General features: G+C 46.2%; 22 protein-coding genes. 12 read left to right on the top strand and 10 right to left on the bottom strand.

All coding sequences use genetic code 11. The features are described from left to right. Window positions 1-5: 5 nt before the first annotated feature. A complete protein-coding gene (gene ispA / locus LRP50_RS06070) occupies window positions 6-905 on the bottom strand; it encodes a (2E,6E)-farnesyl diphosphate synthase (protein ID WP_274163578.1) in 900 nt (299 codons plus the stop codon). After that, entirely contained in the window at window positions 898-1,143 is a 246-nt protein-coding gene (xseB, locus tag LRP50_RS06065; RefSeq protein WP_274163577.1) for an exodeoxyribonuclease VII small subunit, read from the bottom strand. Before xseB ends, ispA begins: the two co-directional genes overlap by 8 nt. A 355-nt stretch (window positions 1,144-1,498) precedes the next feature. Here xseB and pomA point away from each other — a divergent pair, with 355 nt between their 5' ends. From pomA to thiI, 3 genes are all read left to right on the top strand, one after another. After that, window positions 1,499-2,260 carry a flagellar motor protein PomA gene (pomA, locus tag LRP50_RS06060; RefSeq protein WP_274163576.1) on the top strand — a complete coding sequence of 254 codons (762 nt, stop codon included), beginning with the start codon at window positions 1,499-1,501 and terminating at the stop codon, window positions 2,258-2,260. 10 nt (window positions 2,261-2,270) lie between these two features. Continuing rightward, window positions 2,271-3,200: a flagellar motor protein MotB gene (locus LRP50_RS06055; RefSeq protein ID WP_274163575.1), complete on the top strand. Its 930-nt coding sequence runs from the start codon at window positions 2,271-2,273 to the stop codon at window positions 3,198-3,200. A 131-nt stretch (window positions 3,201-3,331) separates the two neighbouring features. Beyond that, a complete protein-coding gene (thiI, locus tag LRP50_RS06050) occupies window positions 3,332-4,780 on the top strand; it encodes a tRNA uracil 4-sulfurtransferase ThiI (protein ID WP_274163574.1) in 1,449 nt (482 codons plus the stop codon). Window positions 4,781-4,896: 116 nt separating this feature from the next. Here thiI and LRP50_RS06045 read toward each other — a convergent pair whose 3' ends face one another. From LRP50_RS06045 to LRP50_RS06010, 8 genes are all read right to left on the bottom strand, one after another. Next, on the bottom strand, window positions 4,897-5,496 hold the full coding sequence (locus LRP50_RS06045) for a DJ-1 family glyoxalase III (RefSeq protein WP_274163573.1): 600 nt from the start codon (window positions 5,494-5,496) through the stop codon (window positions 4,897-4,899). After that, window positions 5,483-6,373, bottom strand: coding sequence for a 2-dehydropantoate 2-reductase (panE, locus tag LRP50_RS06040; RefSeq protein ID WP_274163572.1), 891 nt, complete (start codon window positions 6,371-6,373; stop codon window positions 5,483-5,485). Before panE ends, LRP50_RS06045 begins: the two co-directional genes overlap by 14 nt. A gap of 109 nt (window positions 6,374-6,482) precedes the next feature. Continuing rightward, window positions 6,483-7,238 carry an outer membrane protein OmpK gene (locus LRP50_RS06035; protein ID WP_274163571.1) on the bottom strand — a complete coding sequence of 252 codons (756 nt, stop codon included), beginning with the start codon at window positions 7,236-7,238 and terminating at the stop codon, window positions 6,483-6,485. Between the two features lie 263 nt (window positions 7,239-7,501). Next, window positions 7,502-8,887, bottom strand: a complete 1,386-nt coding sequence (locus LRP50_RS06030; protein ID WP_274163570.1) for an AmpG family muropeptide MFS transporter — start codon at window positions 8,885-8,887, stop codon at window positions 7,502-7,504. Window positions 8,888-8,935: 48 nt separating this feature from the next. After that, window positions 8,936-9,304 carry a hypothetical protein gene (locus LRP50_RS06025; protein ID WP_274163569.1) on the bottom strand — a complete coding sequence of 123 codons (369 nt, stop codon included), beginning with the start codon at window positions 9,302-9,304 and terminating at the stop codon, window positions 8,936-8,938. Between the two features lie 11 nt (window positions 9,305-9,315). Continuing rightward, entirely contained in the window at window positions 9,316-9,885 is a 570-nt protein-coding gene (locus LRP50_RS06020) for a peptidylprolyl isomerase (RefSeq protein WP_274163568.1), read from the bottom strand. Continuing rightward, window positions 9,885-10,457 (bottom strand): YajG family lipoprotein, encoded by a 573-nt coding sequence (locus tag LRP50_RS06015; protein WP_274163567.1) that lies wholly within the window; start codon window positions 10,455-10,457, stop codon window positions 9,885-9,887. Before LRP50_RS06015 ends, LRP50_RS06020 begins: the two co-directional genes overlap by 1 nt. A 27-nt stretch (window positions 10,458-10,484) precedes the next feature. Then, window positions 10,485-11,612 carry a methyltransferase gene (locus LRP50_RS06010; RefSeq protein ID WP_274163566.1) on the bottom strand — a complete coding sequence of 376 codons (1,128 nt, stop codon included), beginning with the start codon at window positions 11,610-11,612 and terminating at the stop codon, window positions 10,485-10,487. A 125-nt stretch (window positions 11,613-11,737) separates the two neighbouring features. Here LRP50_RS06010 and bolA point away from each other — a divergent pair, with 125 nt between their 5' ends. The 9 genes from bolA (at window position 11,738) to nqrM (ending at window position 19,866) form a co-directional block, all read left to right on the top strand. Beyond that, window positions 11,738-12,061, top strand: coding sequence for a transcriptional regulator BolA (gene bolA, locus LRP50_RS06005; RefSeq protein ID WP_274163565.1), 324 nt, complete (start codon window positions 11,738-11,740; stop codon window positions 12,059-12,061). 498 nt (window positions 12,062-12,559) lie between these two features. Then, a complete protein-coding gene (locus tag LRP50_RS06000) occupies window positions 12,560-13,900 on the top strand; it encodes a Na(+)-translocating NADH-quinone reductase subunit A (protein WP_274163564.1) in 1,341 nt (446 codons plus the stop codon). Window positions 13,901-13,902: 2 nt separating this feature from the next. Continuing rightward, a complete protein-coding gene (locus LRP50_RS05995) occupies window positions 13,903-15,147 on the top strand; it encodes an NADH:ubiquinone reductase (Na(+)-transporting) subunit B (protein WP_274163563.1) in 1,245 nt (414 codons plus the stop codon). Continuing rightward, entirely contained in the window at window positions 15,134-15,916 is a 783-nt protein-coding gene (locus tag LRP50_RS05990; protein ID WP_274163562.1) for a Na(+)-translocating NADH-quinone reductase subunit C, read from the top strand. Before LRP50_RS05995 ends, LRP50_RS05990 begins: the two co-directional genes overlap by 14 nt. Beyond that, window positions 15,909-16,541, top strand: coding sequence for an NADH:ubiquinone reductase (Na(+)-transporting) subunit D (locus LRP50_RS05985; protein ID WP_274163561.1), 633 nt, complete (start codon window positions 15,909-15,911; stop codon window positions 16,539-16,541). The genes LRP50_RS05990 and LRP50_RS05985 overlap by 8 nt, the downstream gene beginning before the upstream one ends. Window positions 16,542-16,548: 7 nt before the next feature. Then, window positions 16,549-17,145: an NADH:ubiquinone reductase (Na(+)-transporting) subunit E gene (gene nqrE / locus LRP50_RS05980; protein WP_016959698.1), complete on the top strand. Its 597-nt coding sequence runs from the start codon at window positions 16,549-16,551 to the stop codon at window positions 17,143-17,145. Between the two features lie 31 nt (window positions 17,146-17,176). Continuing rightward, a complete protein-coding gene (nqrF, locus tag LRP50_RS05975; RefSeq protein WP_274163560.1) occupies window positions 17,177-18,400 on the top strand; it encodes an NADH:ubiquinone reductase (Na(+)-transporting) subunit F in 1,224 nt (407 codons plus the stop codon). Between the two features lie 216 nt (window positions 18,401-18,616). Beyond that, on the top strand, window positions 18,617-19,633 hold the full coding sequence (locus LRP50_RS05970; RefSeq protein ID WP_274163559.1) for an FAD:protein FMN transferase: 1,017 nt from the start codon (window positions 18,617-18,619) through the stop codon (window positions 19,631-19,633). Window positions 19,634-19,644: 11 nt separating this feature from the next. After that, the gene (gene nqrM, locus LRP50_RS05965; RefSeq protein ID WP_028023664.1) at window positions 19,645-19,866 is read left to right on the top strand and encodes a (Na+)-NQR maturation NqrM; all 222 of its coding nucleotides are present in this window, start codon (window positions 19,645-19,647) and stop codon (window positions 19,864-19,866) included. Window positions 19,867-19,880: the final 14 nt, after the last annotated feature.

Here is a 19,880-nt window from a genome sequence, read left to right as displayed (position 1 = left end):
TGCTTTTAGTTATTTCGCTCGACAATGTATCGGGCGAACAGCTCCAATTGCTCAGTATTGTAGGGGATAGCTTGCAAAGCGAGTAGTGCTTCTTGATACAGAAGTGACGCTTTTTCTTTTGCGCCTTCCAACCCTAGTAATGCAGGGTAAGTACTTTTATCTGCAGCTAAATCGGACCCTTGTGGTTTACCGAGTGTTTCAGTGTCGCTGATGATGTCTAGAATGTCATCTTGCACTTGAAAGGCAAGGCCAATGGCATTTGAAAATGTGTCGAGTTGTGTAAGATAGGCAATGCCTTTCTCGCCAGCGGCGTAAGCGCCTAATCTGACCGCACAGCGTATCAGAGCACCGGTTTTGTTGCGATGAATAGTTTCTAATGTGGCTAAATCTACGTGTTTGCCCTCAGCAGCTAAATCTAGCGCTTGACCAAGGCACATCCCCATCGCGCCAGATGCTGTCGCCAACTCTCTCACCATATGAATACGATAGGTATCGCCCTCTAGAGAGAGCTGACCATCGGCCAAAATGCTAAATGCCAAAGTTTGCAATGCATCTCCTGCAAGAATGGCGTTTGCTTCATCAAATGCGATGTGACAAGTGGGTTGCCCACGGCGCAGACTATCGTCATCCATGGCGGGGAGATCATCATGGATAAGAGAATATGCATGAATACATTCAACCGCCGCTGCAGGCGTGTCCAATGCATCATCGGGGACGCCAAATAATTGGCCAGTCACATAGGTCAAATAAGGACGAACACGCTTTCCACCCATCAAGGTGCCGTATTTCATTGCTTGGATAAGTGATTGGTCCGCGTTACCCAATCGATCAATCCACTGTCCTAACTGCTCATTATTACGTTGTTGGTAATGGGCGAGCGTGGTTTTCAAACTGCTGTTATTCATCACGTGTGTCTTCAAAAGTCTCTAAAGGCGCGTTATCGTCCTGAGCCAAAAGAATTTCTACACGTTGCTCCGCGTCGGACAGTGTTTTTTGCCCTTGGCGAGCGAGTGAAATGCCACGTTCAAATTGTTTGAGTGCGACATCCAATGGCAATTCACCATTTTCAAGGCCGTTCACGATGGTATCTAGTTCTTTGAGGGTTTCCTCAAAGGTCATGTTTTCGGGTTTCTTAGCAGCCATGATAATCCTAGATAGAAGGGAATGGCGGAGAAGTTAACTCAGTGCCAGAAAGGGGTCAAACGCTGGAGCGAAATTCTGTGTATTTGGGAAGGATTTCAAGGTCGTTTTTACCCCGCCAGCAATTATGGCGGTCAAAGCAGGGCAATTTTCATTCAATTCTCGCCAGTTTTTGCTCAATGTTGAACAATGAGCTTAAAGTTGCGAACGAAATCTGCACCTTGAGACCACTTGGGTATAAAATCACAAATACACGCTAAATCAATTTCTGTTGCTGCCGATAACTTGGTCAGTGAATAGCGTCACTCATACATCGACATATACATTTACTGATTACGACAATTAAGGGGAGCGTTCCGTGGATCTGGCGACACTCATAGGAATTTTGGGCGCCTTTGCATTCATCGTTATGGCGATGTTGCTCGGTGGTACCATCAGTATGTTCGTAGATGTTCCCTCTACGCTCATCGTATTTGGCGGTAGTCTTTTTGTTGTATTGATGAACTACACCATGGGGCAATTTTTTGGCGCGTTTAAGATCGCGGGCAAAGCTTTTATGTTTAAAGCCGATGACCCTGAAGATCTGATTGCTAAAATCGTAGAGATGGCAGACGCGGCACGTAAAGGTGGATTCTTGGCACTTGAAGAAATGGAAGTGACCAACACCTTTATGAAAAAAGGCGTAGATATGCTGGTGGATGGTCATGATGCAGAAGTGGTGAAAATGACGCTTCAAAAAGACATTGTGATGACCGATGAGCGCCATGACAATGGTGCGCAGTTTTATAGTGCACTCGCCGATGTTGCCCCAGCGATGGGCATGATCGGTACGCTGATCGGCTTGGTTGCCATGCTTTCAAACATGGATGATCCAAAGGCGATTGGTCCCGCGATGGCGGTAGCACTTTTGACGACGCTATACGGTGCGATGCTCGCAAACATGATTGCGATACCCATTGCCGCGAAACTTCGCCTTCGTAAAGACCAAGAAAAGATGAACCGACGTCTGATTATGGACGGTCTCTTGGCGATACAAGATGGGCAAAACCCACGTGTTATCGATGGCTACCTGAAAAACTACCTCAACGAGAAAAAACGCGCCGTTGATGTAGACGCATAAGGAGTCTGGTATGGAAGAAGAATGCAAATGTCCCCCCCCAGGCCTGCCGGTTTGGATGGGTACGTTCGCCGACTTGATGTCTCTTTTGATGTGCTTTTTCGTACTTCTACTTTCGTTTTCGGAAATGGACGTACTTAAGTTCAAGCAGATTGCGGGCTCAATGAAGTTTGCATTTGGTGTGCAGAACCTACTTGAAGTGAAAGATATTCCTAAAGGCACGAGTGTGATTGCTCAGGAGTTTCGCCCAGGTCGTCCAGAACCCACCCCGATTGAAGTTATCATGCAGCAAACCATTGATATGACCCAGCGTACGTTGGATTTTCAAGATGGTGAGTCTGACCGTGCTGGTGGTTCACAACGTGAGTCAGCACAACTTGAAGGCGGGTCGACGGCGTCTGAAGCTTCTATGCAGGAACAAGAGCAAGACGTTGAGCAAATGTCGAGTACCGCTCAAATGATGGTTCAAGCACTGGAACGTGAAGTTGAAGAAGGTGCGGTCGAAGTTGAAAACCTCGGACAGCAACTGATTATTCGTATCCGAGAAAATGGCGCGTTTCCAGCAGGTTCAGCGTTCTTACAACCTAAGTTTCGGCCACTTGTTCGTCAAATTGCAGAGTTGGTTAAAGACGTTCCAGGGATTATTCGCGTATCAGGCCATACTGATGACACACCACTAGATTCTGAGCTCTATCGTTCAAATTGGGACTTGTCTGCACAGCGAGCAGTATCTGTTGCTCAAGAGATGGAAAAAGTGAGTGGCTTTGATCCCATGCGAATGCGGGTTGAAGGCATGGCGGGCACGACACCACGTTTACCTAATGATACGCCTGAGAATCGCTCGAAAAACCGCCGTGTTGAAATTGCGGTCATGCAGGGTAAGCCTCGTGAGTCAGATGCCATTTCAGCAGACTCACCGGTTGAGCCAATACAGGAAAATTAGACCTCGGCGTTCTACTAACAAAAGAAGGGCAGTGTGAAAGCACTGCCTTTGTCGTTTTGAGTGGGTTATTTCGCATACGTTGTGCTTGATGTATAATCCGCGCCTTTACTGAAGCTGTAGCGAAACCTGTTATGAAATTTATCGTAAAAATTCACCCTGAGGTGATGGTCAAAAGTGAATCTGTACGGAAACGCTTCACGAAGATTCTGGAAGGTAATATCCGAAATGTTCTTAAGCGAAAGTCAGTCGCTATGGCGGTGTTTAATCGTCGTGACCATATCGAGGTTTCGCTAAAAGATGCTTCTCAACGTGAACTGACGCTGACAATGCTGACGAGCACTCCAGGTATCCACCATGTGCTTGAAGTGGAACAAACAGAGTTTACTGATCTACATAATATTTATGAGATCGTTGCTGCAACGGTAAGCCATCAGCTGGAAGGTAAGTCTTTCTGTGTACGTGCTAAACGCCGTGGCAATCATCCTTTCACGTCGATCGAAGTTGAGCGTTATGTTGGTGGCGGCTTGAATCAAGACGTGGAATCAGCCAGCGTTAAACTGAAGAATCCTGACATCACGGTTCACCTTGAAGTGGACAAAGAAAACGTTAACGTGGTGCGCGAGCGCTTTAAAGGCTTGGGTGGCTTCCCTCTAGGCACACAGGAAGATGTGTTGAGTTTGATTTCTGGTGGTTTTGACTCAGGCGTTTCAAGCTACTTGCACATCAAACGTGGTAGTAAGGTGCATTACTGTTTCTTTAATCTTGGTGGCGCATCTCACGAGATTGGTGTTCAGCAAACGGCTTATTACTTGTGGGAGAAGTTTGGTTCTTCTGCGAAAGTAAAATTTGTTTCTATCGACTTTGAACCGGTTGTGGCTGAGATCTTGGAAAAGGTTGAAGATGGCCAAATGGGCGTTATCTTGAAGCGCATGTTCATGCGTGCTGCTTCAATGATGGCTGAGCGAAATGGTATTCAGGCGTTGGTAACTGGCGAGGCGTTAGGCCAAGTCTCTAGCCAAACGTTAACCAACCTTCGTCATATTGATAACGCGACAGATACGTTGATCCTTCGTCCTCTTATTAACTGGGACAAAGAAGATATCATTGGCTTGGCGCGCCAAATTGGCACTGAAGATTTCGCAAAAACAATGCCCGAGTACTGTGGCGTAATTTCTCGCAAGCCAACTATTAAGGCTGAGAAAGAAAAGTTAGAGATTGAAGAAGCTAAGTTTAACTTTGAGATCCTTGAGCAAGTGGTCCGTGAAGCTCGCACCATTGATATTCGCGAGATCGAAAAGCAAAGCAAAGAAAAAGCACCAGATGTTGAGTTGGTGGATGAAATAGCCCAAGGCGCAGTTGTGCTGGATATTCGCAGCCCAGAAGAAGAAGACAACAGCCCGCTTGAAATCGACGGCGTGGAAGTCATTCATGTTCCATTCTTCAAATTAGCGACGAAATTTGGCGATCTAGACCAAAGCAAAACTTACTTGCTGTATTGCGACCGTGGCGTAATGAGCCGTTTGCAGGCGCTATACCTGCAAGAAAATGGCTACGCGAATGTGAAGGTATATCGTCCGTAAATTGAAACGTCGATAGCTCTCTGCGGCCTTATAAGGTTTCGTGACGTAAGCAACAGAACAAAAAAACCGACCCAAGGTCGGTTTTTTTACGCGCCTCACTCTTTGGTGAAACGTCGTTACGCAAACTTTTTGTCGTAGTGAAGGCTCGGGATCATCACCATAGGATCTGTTACTTCCTTCGCTTTTTCTTTTCCTGCCAGTACTAACACGATCTCAACGGCAAATTCTAGCGCGGTACCTGGACCTTGGCTGGTGATCAAGTGGTGGTCATGGTCGGTGAAAACGCGCTTAGCGTTGCGCTTTTCCTCGTTGATCTGATGGATAAATGCGGGATGACAGGCTTTGTGTGCGTCAGGGAATAGACCATTTTTCTCCAGTACCAGCGCAGGGGCGGCGCAAATGGCGGCGACCCATTTCTGGTCACATTGCTGCTGACGAAGCATCTCCAATACTAAAGCGCTCTCTCCTAAACTTGTTGCTCCATCAACACCACCGGGTATGACTATGCAATCGTATTCTTCGTCAGCCACTTTAACCAGAGGCGCGTCGGCAACCAGTTTGACACCGCGAGAGCAGGTCAGGGTCAACTCTCCATTTTCTGCTGCGCTGGCTGTGGTTACGTTAAAGCCAGCTCGCACCATGACGTCGATGACTGCCACCGCTTCAATTTCTTCTGTGCCGTGGGCAAGGCACACTAATACACTAGGGGTTGTCATAGGATGACTCCAAATTTCTTATTGCGTTGTATAGCGCCTGATTTTGCGGCGCTGCAATTCCATGACGCGTTGCACAATGAATCAAATATCCCGTAATCGCGTCTATCTCAGAAGGGCGTTTAAAGTATATGTCACGGTTCATTGAAGAATAATTTGATGCCGTCGCCTCGGCAACGGATAGGGCGCTTTTCAATAAGATATCGCTGTTTGTATCCATGCCCTCCGCTTGCATCACGTTGGCAACTTCGCGGGCAATCTTACTGAGTTTATCCCTAAACGCTGGCTGAGTGAGATCGCCATTAGGAATTTGATGGATTGCTGTCAATGGATTGATCATGCAGTTTATCGCGAGCTTTTGCCACAAAGCGCTTTCAATGTTGCTTTCCCACGAGCAAGGGGCAAGCGCATGGTTGAGAACCTCCGCCATGAAATCGCATTGTTTCCCATTTTGGTTAACACCACCTAACCGTGTTTCGCCAACGCCAGTGTGCTGAATTGTGTTTTCGGAGATTCGCAAGCTAGCCTGAGACGTTGTCGCCAACAATAAAGGTGTGTCGCCGAGTTTGGTAAGCGCTTGGCTGGCGGTTCCCATACCGTTGTGCATGAGAATAATGGGTGTGTCGGGATGAATATGGGGTAACACGCTGTTCAGAGCGGTATCGACTTGGAAGGCTTTCACGCAAACCAGAATGCAGTCGGAGTCATTTAATAAGAAAGTTTGATTGGCTGAAAATGTCACTGGGGAATGATCATCCAATCTGCATTGAATGGTATCTTTCTCTGAGCGAGTCCACAGATGGACATTATGCCCTGCTTGATGCAGTTTCAACGCCCACAAGGTGCCCACTGCTCCAGCGCCGACAAGGGTAAATCGCATTTTTAACTCATTCTATGAAGCAATAGGATCAAGAATATCATGCTTCGAAGTGAGTCCGAATTTCAAATAAAAAAAAAGCACCCGAAGGTGCTTCTTAAAATACTTTGGATTACAGGTGCATACCGATGCGGAAGATAGCCGCGTCGCCGTAACCATCTACACCCAATTTGTTTGAGTAGTAGCGGTAAGTTACACCAGTGTAAATTGTGTCAGTGATGTCATACCAAATGCTCACAGCACCGTTTAGGCCGCTAGACTTAGTACCAGCTGCTGCTTGATACTCATCAGTACGTGCAAATTCGAATTCGTTCCAGTTAGAAAGCATCAGTGGTTGACCAGCGATTTCGAAATTGTAACCTGCTGACCAGCCTAGCATGCCGCCGTTTAGGCCGCTTGCACCTGATTGACCTTCACGAGAAGCGTCATGAACACCGATCCATGGTTTGAACCAGTAGTTGTCGCCAGTTAGACCAACGTAACCAAGACCGACAACGCGGTTTTGCTCGCCACCAAACTTGTTGTCTACTAGGTCGTAAACTTGGCCGTATGCAGTCACATTGCCAGCGATTTTGTAGTGAATAGAGAATTTAGCGGCTTGGCCACGCTCGTCAGAACCTTTGTTCAGTTTCTCGTATTCGTAGAAACCGTAGATTTCACCCCAAGTGAAACCAGCTCCGCCTTCTGCACCAATAGTAATATGGTCGTCACGCGCATCGCTAACGTCTTTACCGTCAAATCCTTGTGAGCCGTTAGTCCAAGTTAGGTAGTCGGTGTAAACATTACCGAAACCGTAAAGGTATTCAGCTTGTGCTGGTACAGCTGCTGCTGACGCTAGAATGGCAAGTGCTACTACTGATTTACGCATCTTAAGTTCTCTTTACATCATCAAGATTGAGTGGCAAAGACACCGTTGTGGTTAGACCTCTGCCGTTGCGAGCGCCATTCTAGGGGAAAGTTCAAAAAAGAAAATGCAATGAAATAGCAAACGTTTGCTAGTTGTGATCTGGATCTCGTTGAAACGGATTACATTCGAGATAAGTGTTTCAAAAAATGACGACGTAAAGGTATTCAACAGATATAAAGAAAAAAACCGCGACATGCGTCGCGGGTTAAACAGGTTTAAGCAGTTTATTGTTTGTCAGTAAGCGCTTTGAAGTGATGGCGTAGCCCTACAATCATGGCGAGGCTTGGTATAACCATGAGGGTTGTGAGAATAAAGAACAATGACCACGGATTCAGCCAGTCGATATGATTCAACCATTCGAATTTTTCTATCTTTTCTATCATCACACCACTAAACGAGGACAATGTAGTCCTGCTTAAATTACCAAGAGAAGCTAACAAAGCATATTGAGTTGCTGAGAATGCACGACCCGTTAAATGTGTCAGGAAAGACACAAATGCTATGGTGGCAAAAGCACTGGTAAAGTTATCGACGATCACCGTGGCAAGGAAGAGATCCTCGCTTGGACCTACTTGAGCTATAAGAGCAAACATCAAGTTACTGCTTGCCATGGCGATGCCACCAATCAGCAGACCTTTGACGACGCCAAAGCGAACATTGACGGCACTTCCGATTAAGGTGAATATGACGGTTGCCCCCCAACCGATGAGCTTGGAGTAATAACCAATGTCTTCATTGCTAAAACCAATGTCTCTATAGAATACGACTGACATCCTGCCCAAGAAGGCTTCGCCGATTTTGAAGAGAAAAACGAAAAGCAGTAGCGTTAGCGCTACTTGAACACCATTTCGTCTAAAAAAGTCGGCAAAAGGTTCGATAATAGTGACTGAAAACCACACCAATAGATTGCTTTTACCGTGACTTAAGTGCTTTGCATATCGGGTTTCAGCTTCTGCTTGCAGCGTATCTCGGTTTGTTTTGGGCTCGTTAACAAAGAGTGTAAAGATGATTAGCAGGCCAACAAAGGCTGCCATGCCGTAATACACACCATTCCAACCTATTGTGTCGGCATTGATAAAGGCAAAATAACCAGGAAGGCTGTAACCCGTCCACCAGCCAATAACAGCCATTGCTGCGGCTTGTGGAAGTTTACGGCTTTCACTTTCTCCAAAGCTGTCTATTCGAAAGGCATCAATCGCAATATCTTGAGTTGCAGAAGATACGGCGATACCAAACGCCAATATTGTAGTAAGCCATAAATTAAATGAAGGGTCTGTATTCGCAATTAAGAGCGTAAAAACAAGCATGAAAATCTGCATAAGCAGGATCCAGCTTCTTCGTTGTCCAAATCGCTGATGAAGGTAAGGCAACTTGACTCTATCGACAAACGGAGCCCAGAAGAAATTTAGTGCATACACAATGCTGACTGCACCAACAAATCCAATTGTTGCTTTGGTTAGACCGGAATCGTTTAGCCAACCAGTTAAATTTGAACCGACAAGTACAAATGGAAAGCCACTGGCGCAGCCAAGCAGAAAAACCCAAAGTAGTCGGCGGTCAAGATAACTGTGAAGCGTTTCTCGCCATGAGTAGGAAGGTGCATGGGACATGTGTTGACGTCCTTGTAAGTAACATACGTAATGCCATGCTACCGTGCTTCAAGGGCGAATGCCACGTGCGTATTCAGGAATTTTTTCCTTATTCATCAAATAACAAGCGCACTCTTTGACCCGTAGATTAGCAAAGCGATTTCCTCGCAATTCATCTTCACGCCGTGATTCGATCAAATAGAGTAGATACCAGTAAACAGATTCATAGGGATCGCTGGGAGAGCCACTTGGCATCGACAACTTCCACCAATCAACAAATTGTTGTTGGCAACATTGTTTGAGTTCCTCGTAAGGTGCCTGCCTCAGAACAAAGCGGATCACCTCAGAAGCAAACGCTGGCGCATATGTCTTAATATGCTGACCAGCGATAGCTTCATTAACGTCGGGATCGGGATTGTCCGCAATGAGTTTTAGCATCCCTATACCTGCTAGTTATTGATGATGATATTCTCAATAACTATAGGTTGCTGTGGGACATCACGCATGCCGCTTTGTGGAATTGTGACTGTCTTCGTGTTGGCCATCTTTTCGATGACGTTAAAGCCTTCGATCACTTTACCAAAAACGGTATAGCCAAATTTGTAAGACGAACCATTTAAGTTGCTGTTGTTCTGCAAGTTAATGTAGAACTGACGTGTTGCTGAATCAGGCGACGACTTACGCGCCATGGCAATTGTACCGCGTTCGTTACCAAGTCCATTCTTGGATTCGTTGACGACTTCACCGTAAGTGCTTGGACGGGCGTTAAAAGTAGCGTCGTAACCACCACCTTGGACCACAAACCCTTTGATCACTCGGTGGAACTGGGTGTCCACGTAGCTACCATCTTCTACATAACGAAGAAAGTTCTCGACTGACTTCGGTGCTTTGTCAGGATATAGCTCAAGCTTGAAGTCACCGACACTGGTTTCCACTTCTACAACAGGGTTAGCGGCCATGGCTGGCGCTGACACGATGAATGTCGCTGCGATCACAGCGGTCTTAATCAGGGAACGCATTAGAAGTTCTCGCTCATGAAGGTCGTTAATTGCGCATCACGTGCGATGTCTTGCAGAACGGCTTCTAGTAAGCTGTTCAACGCGATTTCCATGTCTTCTACAGAAGCACTGGATGCGCCTTCAGACGTTGATTTTCCCGTGTAGCGTTTGACGAACTTGTTTTCGCTTGTTTCGGCAACCAACTGAATTTGGACGTTGGTTGTCATGTCATGTGAAAACACTGAATGTTCAACTTTGACTAGAGCATCAAGTACATCGATACGCAGTTTACCTTTGCTATCTGCTACGACACGAAAACCTTGAGAGTTTAGTTGGCGCGTGAGTGCATCTTCGAGGACGATACGCACATTCGAGGTTGATTGGATGGGTTGAACGTTTTTACGACCATTATCAACCACAGCAACAAATTGAGCGGTACGCAAATCACGGCTTTCAATAACCAGTGCTTTATTTTGAGCAACAGGCACCGAGGAAATTACCGGCTGAGGTGCAACGGTTAACTGGGGTTCTTGAGGCGTAGAACAAGCACTCAAGCCAAGCACGAGTCCGGAAACGAGCAGAAGTTTTTTCATGAGTTAGCGTATCCCTTTAAAGTCTGGCTATTTATAAGCTTCGACAATAACAAACTTACGGTTGGAAGCAATGACTTGAGCATTGCCAAAAAGACGTTTCAATTTAGTATGATAGCCGAGGTGTCGATTACCAATAACCACAATTCTCCCCTTCGGTTCAAGAACCCGTCGAGCGTCACAAAACATTTGCCATGCAATGTGATCTGTCACTGTCTGTAATTGATGGAACGGAGGGTTACACATCACAACATCGGCGCTATTTGGTGTAAAGCCATCTAGGCAATTATTCACCATACAATGTGTTCTTGATGGCGCTATATCGTGATTTTCCAAGTTCATAGTGGCTGATGCCACAGCCATATGACTTTCGTCAACGGCAGTGATTTTAGCTTGCGGGTTAAGTTTCGCCGCCTGAATTGCCAGCACACCATTACCACAACCTAAATCAATGATGTGTTTAATGTTTTCATTCTTGGGCATGTGTTGAAGCATCAAGTAGGCGGCGATATCAAGACTCTCTGATGAGAAGACGTTTGCGTGGTTAGCGAGCGTGAGTTGATAGTCGGGCACATCAAATGATGTTGTCGCAGCAGGTAAGCCATCTAACTGCTTTTCTTTTTGACAGAAAATGAGTCGTGATTTCTTTTTGGCTAACGAGGTCTGCGTTGTTCCTAAATGCTTTTCAAACAGTTTGAGTGTTGAGGTATGGACATCTTTAACTTTTGCACCTGCAACGAGGGAGATCTCTTTGCTGGTGAGCTGAGAAACTTGCTGAAGTTGCCATACTAGAAGGCGATTGTTCTTTGGCAGCTTCATCAAAACGATGTCGATATCTGATGGCAGGGTATCAAGCGAAGATAGCCTCTCAATATCGCCCAAGTTATTAGCTTTTAGATTTTGTTCAATACTTTGTTGCGACAACCAAGAATCATTGATCGAAGTGACACGAAATCCCTTCGATGAGGCCCAGCAACTCAGTGCACCAAATCCGTCATTCATAATCAGAATATGTGCACCCGGTTCCAGCTTTTTCTCTTCGGTGTACTCAATGAGATATTCATCCGCGGCGTCCCAAGCTTGCAATGTTTCGTTCTTTTGCAAGGGATAACGGAGCAATTCCAATGCTATGTCTGCAATTTGTAATGTGGTTTTCATGGGAGGTATCAGCGAAGCGCTAGTGATAATGATGTATATTGTCGCAGAAGACAGGAATACTGCAATTGTCTTGCGGCAATCGAAGATGACATTGCCGGAAAAAGGTCATAAATAAAGAGGAACACATGATTGTTCAACAAAAAATCGAACAGAAACTGAACACCACGTTTTCACCTATCTTTTTGGAAGTACTCAACGAGAGCCATATGCACAACGTGCCTCCTGGATCAGAAAGTCATTTTAAAGTGACGGTCGTGAGTAAAGACTTTGAAGAGCAGCGATTGATCACTAGGCATCGTGCGGTAAATAAGACACTGGCCGATGAATTGCAAAATGATATCCATGCTTTGGCAATTCATACATATACTGAGAGTGAGTGGAATGATTTGAATGGTCATTCACCGGCTTCGCCAGCCTGTCGTGGCGGGTCGTTGCTAGATACAAAATAATTGAGATGGGCTGTTGAAATTAATGGCCCTTTTATTGCGCGAATAGTTATTTAATAGATACACAACAACTCAAAAATGTTTTTTGCAGTGGGTCTGATAAAAAGTGATTTTTAGTGGATTGTTAAAGATTTTGGTGTATTGAGAAAATCAAAATCAAGGCGGGCTCTTGACGCTTATGTTGATTTTGTAACAATTTTTACACATGAGCTTTGCACGCTATTTTGTGCACCCGCTCATACTTATTGACCTGAATTGGCGATACTTTGCTCAGTTGCCGAAAATACAGGGTGCATCACGGTGATTGCCGTGGAATAGCATCTTTGGTTGATGATAGAATCCACCGCTTGAAAACTGACTCCGCACGTCAAATTGTTGCGAGTTGGTGATGAGGAAGTTGCGAAGGCTATGATTGAATATCGTTCAGCCAGACAGTGGAAAGTCGTGTATTAACTGCGCAATAACAGATTTTTTTTTCCCGTTAATGTAGTGCAAGTGCGTATGATTACAATAAAAAAGGGCTTGGATATCCCAGTTTCAGGGGTTCCTGCTCAGGTGATAAATGATGGCCCAGCCATCACAAAAGTCGCCTTGCTAGGCGAAGAGTACGTTGGTATGCGTCCAACGATGCATGTTCGTGTTGGGGATGTAGTGAAAAAAGGTCAGGTTCTTTTTGAAGACAAAAAGAATTCAGGCGTTAAATTTACTGCACCTGCAGCGGGTACTGTGGTTGAAATCAACCGCGGTGCGAAACGTGTTCTTCAGTCAGTTGTCATCGAAATTGAAGGCAACGAGCAAGTCACTTTCAACAAATATGAAGCCTCTGAAATCGCAGGCCTAGATCGTCAATTGGTTGTAGACCAGTTGGTGGATTCAGGGTTGTGGACTGCGCTTCGTACCCGCCCATTTAGCAAAAACCCACAGGTTGATGCAAAACCTAAGGCTGTTTTCGTTACCGCGATGGATACCAATCCTCTAGCGGCAAACCCTGAGCTGATCATTAATGAACAGCAAGAGGCGTTTGTAGCTGGTTTGGACGTTGTTTCGCGTTTAACTGATGGCAAAGTATACGTGTGTAAAGGTGAGTCAAGCCTACCACGTAGCTCGCAGTCCAATGTGGAAGAGCAGGTGTTTAATGGTCCTCACCCAGCTGGTCTGGTTGGTACCCATATTCACTTCCTTCGTCCTGTTGGTGCTGAAGCACAGGTTTGGCATTTGAATTACCAAGACGTTATTGCGTTCGGTAAGCTTTTCCTTGAAGGCGAACTTTTCACAGACCGCGTGATTGCTCTTGCTGGTCCTGTGGTAAACAACCCGCGCCTGATCCGAACTCAAATTGGTGCTTCCATCAACGAGCTGACTAACAGCGAATTGATGCCTGGAGAAATCCGTCTCATTTCTGGTTCCGTACTGAGTGGTACGCAAGCTGGCGGTGTTCACGGTTACCTTGGTCGTTTCCACTTACAAGTAAGTGCGTTACGCGAAGGTCGTGAAAAAGAACTGCTTGGCTGGATCACTCCAGGCAAGAACAAATTCTCAGTAACGCGTGCGTATCTGAGTCAGTTCTTTAAAGGCCAGCTGTTCAACATGACCACTACCACTAACGGTAGTGAGCGTTCAATGGTGCCAATCGGTAACTACGAGCGTGTTATGCCACTGGACATTGAGCCAACGCTTTTGCTTCGCGATATCTGTGCAGGTGATCTGGACAGTATGGCTCAGCTAGGTGCACTAGAGCTGGATCCTGAAGATCTTGCTTTGTGTACATTTGTTTGCCCTGGCAAATACGATTTTGGCCCAATGCTACGCGAGTGCCTTGATCAAATTGAGAAGGAAGGGTAATCATGGGCTTGAAAAAATTTCTTGAAGACATCGAACCGCATTTTGAACCGGGCGGCAAGCACGAGAAATGGTTTGCGCTTTACGAAGCGGTAGCCACTGTTCTTTACACGCCGGGTCTTGTCACCAAGCGTGGCGCTCACGTTCGTGACAGTATCGATCTTAAGCGCATCATGATCATGGTGTGGCTGGCGGTATTCCCAGCAATGTTCTTCGGTATGTACAACGCGGGTGACCAGGCCATTATGGCGCTGAACTCGATGTACGGTGCTGAACAGCTTGCGTCGATTGTGGGCGGTAACTGGCACTACTGGCTAACAGAAATGTTGGGCGGTTCGTTGGCACCAGAGGCGGGTTGGGCAAGCAAGATGCTGCTTGGCGCAACTTACTTCCTACCAATTTATGCAACAGTGTTTATTGTTGGTGGTTTCTGGGAAGTCCTTTTCTGTATGGTGCGTAAGCATGAAGTCAACGAAGGTTTCTTTGTTACTTCAATCCTGTTTGCGTTGATCGTTCCACCCACTCTTCCTCTTTGGCAGGCAGCACTAGGTATTACCTTCGGTGTTGTTGTGGCGAAAGAAATCTTTGGTGGTACTGGTCGTAACTTCCTCAACCCAGCTCTTGCTGGCCGTGCATTCCTTTTCTTCGCTTACCCAGCTCAAATCTCTGGTGATTTGGTTTGGACTGCGGCGGACGGTTTCTCTGGTGCGACAGCATTGAGCCAGTGGGCAGCAGGTGGTGAAGGCGCACTAGTAAACACCGTTTCTGGTAACGCGATCACTTGGATGGACGCCTTCATTGGTCACATTCCTGGTTCTATCGGTGAAGTGTCAACGCTGGCTATCTTTATCGGTGGCGCAATGATTGTCGCGATGCGTATTGCATCATGGCGTATCATTTTAGGTACCTTTATTGGTTTGGTTGCAACGGCAACGCTATTTAACATCATTGGTTCAGACACCAACCCAATGTTCAGCATGCCTTGGCACTGGCACTTGGTACTGGGTGGCTTTGCCTTCGGTATGATGTTCATGGCAACTGACCCAGTTTCAGCGTCATTCACCAATAAAGCAAAATGGTGGTATGGCATCCTGATTGGTGCGATGGCAGTGATGATTCGTGTGGTTAACCCAGCTTACCCTGAGGGTATGATGCTGGCTATCCTGTTTGCGAACCTGTTTGCACCGCTGTTCGACAACCTGGTAATCCAGGGCAACATCAAACGGAGACTGGCTCGTGTCAAGCAATAACGATAGCATTAAAAAAACGCTGACCGTAGTTATCGCACTGAGCCTTGTTTGTTCAGTCGTGGTTTCTTTTGCGGCGGTGTCTCTGCGTCCTCTACAGCAGAAAAACGCAGTTCTTGACGTTCAGCGCAACATCTTGTCTGTTGCAGGCATTGATGCAAATGGTGACGTTCAAGGCGCTTTTGATAAGTTCATTGAACCTCGTCTTGTTGACTTGTCGACAGGTGATTTTACAGGAACTGTTGAAGAAGCTGCTGCCTATGACCAACGCGCCGCTGCGTCTGATCCAGCTCAATCGGTAAAACTGTCAGCTGAGGAAGATTTCGGCAAGATCGGTCGCCGTGCGAACTTGGCTAAGGTTTACCTAGTTAAGAACGAGCAAGGTCAGACAGACGAAGTTATCCTGCCAATGCATGGTAACGGCCTGTGGTCCATGATGTACGCGTTTGTTGCTGTTGAAACTGACGGTAACACTGTAGGTGGTATTGCTTACTACCAACAAGGCGAAACTCCTGGGCTTGGCGGTGAAGTTGAAAACCCACGCTGGCGTTCACAATTCGAAGGCAAATTGCTGTTTGACGACAAAGGTCAGCCTGCAATTCGCATGGTGAAGGGTGGCGCACAACCGGGTGACATCCACGGTATTGATGGTTTGTCTGGTGCAACACTGACTTCAAACGGTGTTCAGCACACATTCGACTTCTGGCTGGGTGACAATGGCTTTGGCGCGTTCCTTAAGAAGGTTCAAGAGGGAGAGCTGAACAATGGCTGATACTAAAGAACTGAAAGAGAATCTATGGGCTCCGATCCTAAGTAATAACCCGATCGCCCTTCAGGTTCTAGGTGTTTGTTCTGCACTAGCAGTCACCACCAAGCTAGAAACAGCATTTGTAATGACGCTAGCAGTAACTTTCGTTACAGCGTTTTCAAACCTGTTTGTTTCGGCTATTCGTCATCACATTCCTAACTCTGTGCGTATTATCGTTCAGATGGCGATCATTGCATCGTTGGTAATCGTGGTTGACCAGATCTTGAAAGCGTACGTTTACGATATCTCTAAGCAGCTATCTGTATTCGTTGGCCTGATCATCACCAACTGTATCGTTATGGGACGTGCAGAAGCGTATGCAATGAAGTCTGCGCCACTGCCATCATTCATTGACGGCATTGGTAACGGTCTTGGCTACGGCTTTGTATTGATCACAGTTGGCTTCTTCCGTGAACTGTTGGGCTCTGGCAAACTGTTTGGTGTGTCTATCCTGCCTCTGACGTCAGAAGGCGGTTGGTATCAGCCAAACGGTATGATGTTGCTGGCTCCATCAGCGTTCTTCCTGATCGGCTTTATGATCTGGGTTATACGTGAGTTCAAACCTGAACAAGTAGAAGCGAAGGAGTAAGGACGTAATGGAACATTACATTAGCCTTATGGTTCGTTCGATTTTCATCGAGAACATGGCGCTGTCATTCTTCCTAGGCATGTGTACTTTCTTGGCTGTATCTAAGAAAGTAAAAACATCATTTGGCCTAGGTGTCGCAGTTATCGTCGTACTGACCATCGCTGTTCCTGTCAATAATCTGGTTTATAACCTGATTTTGAAAGACGGCGCGTTGGCACCAGGCATTGATCTGAGCTTCCTGAACTTTATCACCTTCATCGGTGTTATCGCAGCGTTGGTTCAGATTTTGGAAATGGTCCTAGACCGCTTTTTCCCGCCACTTTACAACGCACTGGGTATCTTCCTTCCGCTTATCACAGTTAACTGTGCGATCTTTGGTGGTGTATCTTTCATGGTTCAGCGTGACTACAATTTCGCAGAATCAGTGGTATACGGCGCAGGGTCGGGAATCGGCTGGATGCTAGCGATTGTTGCGCTGGCAGGTATTCGTGAAAAGATGAAGTATTCTGACGTTCCTCCAGCTTTACGTGGTTTGGGTATTACCTTCATCACTGTAGGTTTGATGGCGTTGGGCTTTATGTCTTTCTCTGGTGTTCAACTGTAAGTCGGGTAAACCGCGATATAAGGATTAGTCAATGGACATTATTCTTGGTGTAGTGATGTTTACTCTTATCGTACTGGCTTTGGTATTGGTGATTTTGTTCGCCAAATCCAAACTGGTACCTTCAGGTGACATCATCATCTCTGTAAATGGCGATCCCAATTTGGCGATCACCACTCAACCAGGTGGCAAGCTGCTAAGTGCACTTGCTGGCGCTGGTGTATTCGTTTCTTCTGCTTGTGGTGGCGGTGGCTCTTGTGGTCAGTGTCGCGTGAAGATCAAAGATGGTGGCGGTGATATTCTGCCAACCGAGCTTGATCACATTAGCAAGGGTGAAGCGCGTGAAGGCGAGCGTCTAGCGTGTCAGGTTGCAATGAAAACTGACATGGATATTGAGCTGCCGGAAGAAATCTTTGGTGTTAAAAAGTGGGAATGTGAAGTTATCTCTAACGATAACAAAGCCACTTTCATCAAAGAGCTTAAACTGCAAATTCCTGATGGCGAATCAGTGCCTTTCCGTGCGGGTGGTTACATCCAAATCGAAGCACCTGCTCACCATGTTAAATATGCGGATTATGACGTACCAGAAGAGTACCGCGAAGATTGGGACAAGTTTAACCTATTCCGTTACGAGTCTAAGGTTAACGAAGAGACCATTCGCGCATACTCAATGGCGAACTATCCAGAAGAATTTGGCATTATTATGTTGAACGTGCGTATTGCTACGCCGCCACCAAATAATCCAAATGTTGCGCCAGGTATTATGTCTTCATATATTTGGTCTTTGAAAGAAGGCGATAAGTGTACGATTTCTGGTCCGTTTGGTGAGTTCTTTGCAAAAGACACTGATGCTGAAATGGTATTCGTAGGTGGTGGTGCTGGTATGGCTCCAATGCGTTCGCATATCTTCGATCAGCTTAAGCGTTTGAAGTCTAGCCGCAAGATGTCTTTCTGGTATGGTGCACGTTCTAAGCGTGAGATGTTCTATGTGGAAGACTTCGACGGTCTTCAAGCAGAGAACCCGAACTTCCAGTGGCATTGCGCATTGTCAGATCCTCTACCAGAAGATAACTGGGAAGGTTACACTGGCTTTATCCATAACGTGTTGTTTGAGAACTATCTTAAAGACCACGATGCCCCAGAAGATTGTGAGTTCTACATGTGTGGTCCTCCGATGATGAATGCGGCAGTTATTGGCATGCTGAAAGACCTTGGTGTAGAAGACGAGAACATCCTTCTGGATGACTTCGGCGGCTAATTACCTTTGCGTCGAAAAGACAAATGGCTGGCCTTTGGGTCAGCCATTTTGCATCTACATCGTCATCAATTCATCGATACTAATCACAGTGGGTATTTCTCCGCTATTGCATTGTCATCACACAGCAAATGCATACTGCGATTCGTATTAAAACAGGTTCGCGTCTTTTGTTGATGCTGTTCCTGAATCTCTATTTTCAACCAACCGGATGAAGTAATGAAAAAATTCCTGTTGTCTCTCGGTCTTATTGTTAGCAGCATTTTTCTCTTGGCCGGATGTGACCAAGCGCCTAAGCAGGTTCACCTTACGGGGTCAACCATGGGTACTTACTATTCTGTGAAGTATTTATCTAAAGGCGATATGCCAAGTACCGTTGATGTTCAAGCTGAAATAGATAAGCGCCTAGAGCTCGTTAACGACCAAATGTCGACGTACCGCAAGGACTCTGAACTAAGCCGTTTCAATCAGCAAAAGAACAGTGATGCGTTCACTGTATCAGCTGACACAGCAAAAGTTGTAAACGAAGCCATTCGCTTAAATCTGCTGTCTGACGGCGCACTAGATGTGACGGTAGGGCCTTTAGTTAACTTATGGGGCTTTGGTCCTGAAGGGCGCCCTGATCGTGTTCCTAGTGATGAATTGATCGCTGAACGCAGACAAATGACAGGTATCGAGTTTTTGAGTGCAACGGCTCATTCACTCACCAAGACGAACCCTGATCTTTATGTCGATCTGTCGTCGATCGCTAAAGGATTTGGCGTTGATGTGGTCGCAAACTATCTAGCGCAACTCGGTGCGCAAAACTATTTGGTTGAAATCGGTGGTGAACTTCAGCTAAAGGGCGTGAATGGTGAAGGTCACCCTTGGCGAATCGCCATTGAAAAGCCAGGAGAAGAGCAGCAGTCCATTCAAGAAATTATCGCACCCGGCGATATGGCGGTAGCAACATCTGGCGATTATCGAAACTACTTCGAAGAAGACGGTGTGCGTTATTCACACACTATCGACCCGAAGACTGCAAAACCGATTAACCACCGTTTGGTCTCGGTAACCGTTTTGGATAAATCATCCATGACGGCTGATGGCCTTTCCACTGCATTTATGGTGATGGGGCCCGATCGTGGTTTAGCACTGGCTAACCGCGAAAATATCCCAGCATTTTTTATTGTAAAGACCGATAATGGTTTTACAGAAGTCGCATCGGATGCGTTTACAAAATATCTAACACGTTAAGGGTCATAATGATGTCTGAGTATCTGATAACGTTTTCGGTTTTCTTGCTAGTGATTGCTGGCATGGCGATCGGCTACATTGTTCAACGTAAAACCATAAGCGGTAGCTGTGGTGGACTTGGTTCGGTTGGCATTGAGAAAGAATGCGACTGTCCTGAACCTTGTGATGCGAGGCAAAAGCGAGAAGCTCGTGCTGCTCGTGCTGAAGAGTGGAAAAAGAACCAAATCATTTAAAAGAAACCGCCGAA

This window comes from Enterovibrio gelatinilyticus (assembly GCF_028683095.1).
GTDB lineage: Bacteria > Pseudomonadota > Gammaproteobacteria > Enterobacterales > Vibrionaceae > Enterovibrio > Enterovibrio gelatinilyticus.
This window is presented reverse-complemented; position numbering and strand designations above follow the sequence as displayed.

Coding starts and splice junctions, on each gene's coding strand:
- ispA (WP_274163578.1), bottom strand. CDS start 905: ATGAATAACAGCAGTTTGAAAACCACGCTCGCCCATTACCAACAACGT.
- xseB (WP_274163577.1), bottom strand. CDS start 1,143: ATGGCTGCTAAGAAACCCGAAAACATGACCTTTGAGGAAACCCTCAAA.
- LRP50_RS06055 (WP_274163575.1), top strand. CDS start 2,271: ATGGAAGAAGAATGCAAATGTCCCCCCCCAGGCCTGCCGGTTTGGATG.
- thiI (WP_274163574.1), top strand. CDS start 3,332: ATGAAATTTATCGTAAAAATTCACCCTGAGGTGATGGTCAAAAGTGAA.
- LRP50_RS06045 (WP_274163573.1), bottom strand. CDS start 5,496: ATGACAACCCCTAGTGTATTAGTGTGCCTTGCCCACGGCACAGAAGAA.
- panE (WP_274163572.1), bottom strand. CDS start 6,373: ATGCGATTTACCCTTGTCGGCGCTGGAGCAGTGGGCACCTTGTGGGCG.
- LRP50_RS06035 (WP_274163571.1), bottom strand. CDS start 7,238: ATGCGTAAATCAGTAGTAGCACTTGCCATTCTAGCGTCAGCAGCAGCT.
- LRP50_RS06030 (WP_274163570.1), bottom strand. CDS start 8,887: ATGTCCCATGCACCTTCCTACTCATGGCGAGAAACGCTTCACAGTTAT.
- LRP50_RS06025 (WP_274163569.1), bottom strand. CDS start 9,304: ATGCTAAAACTCATTGCGGACAATCCCGATCCCGACGTTAATGAAGCT.
- LRP50_RS06020 (WP_274163568.1), bottom strand. CDS start 9,885: ATGCGTTCCCTGATTAAGACCGCTGTGATCGCAGCGACATTCATCGTG.
- LRP50_RS06015 (WP_274163567.1), bottom strand. CDS start 10,457: ATGAAAAAACTTCTGCTCGTTTCCGGACTCGTGCTTGGCTTGAGTGCT.
- LRP50_RS06010 (WP_274163566.1), bottom strand. CDS start 11,612: ATGAAAACCACATTACAAATTGCAGACATAGCATTGGAATTGCTCCGT.
- bolA (WP_274163565.1), top strand. CDS start 11,738: ATGATTGTTCAACAAAAAATCGAACAGAAACTGAACACCACGTTTTCA.
- LRP50_RS06000 (WP_274163564.1), top strand. CDS start 12,560: ATGATTACAATAAAAAAGGGCTTGGATATCCCAGTTTCAGGGGTTCCT.
- LRP50_RS05995 (WP_274163563.1), top strand. CDS start 13,903: ATGGGCTTGAAAAAATTTCTTGAAGACATCGAACCGCATTTTGAACCG.
- LRP50_RS05985 (WP_274163561.1), top strand. CDS start 15,909: ATGGCTGATACTAAAGAACTGAAAGAGAATCTATGGGCTCCGATCCTA.
- nqrE (WP_016959698.1), top strand. CDS start 16,549: ATGGAACATTACATTAGCCTTATGGTTCGTTCGATTTTCATCGAGAAC.
- nqrF (WP_274163560.1), top strand. CDS start 17,177: ATGGACATTATTCTTGGTGTAGTGATGTTTACTCTTATCGTACTGGCT.
- LRP50_RS05970 (WP_274163559.1), top strand. CDS start 18,617: ATGAAAAAATTCCTGTTGTCTCTCGGTCTTATTGTTAGCAGCATTTTT.
- nqrM (WP_028023664.1), top strand. CDS start 19,645: ATGTCTGAGTATCTGATAACGTTTTCGGTTTTCTTGCTAGTGATTGCT.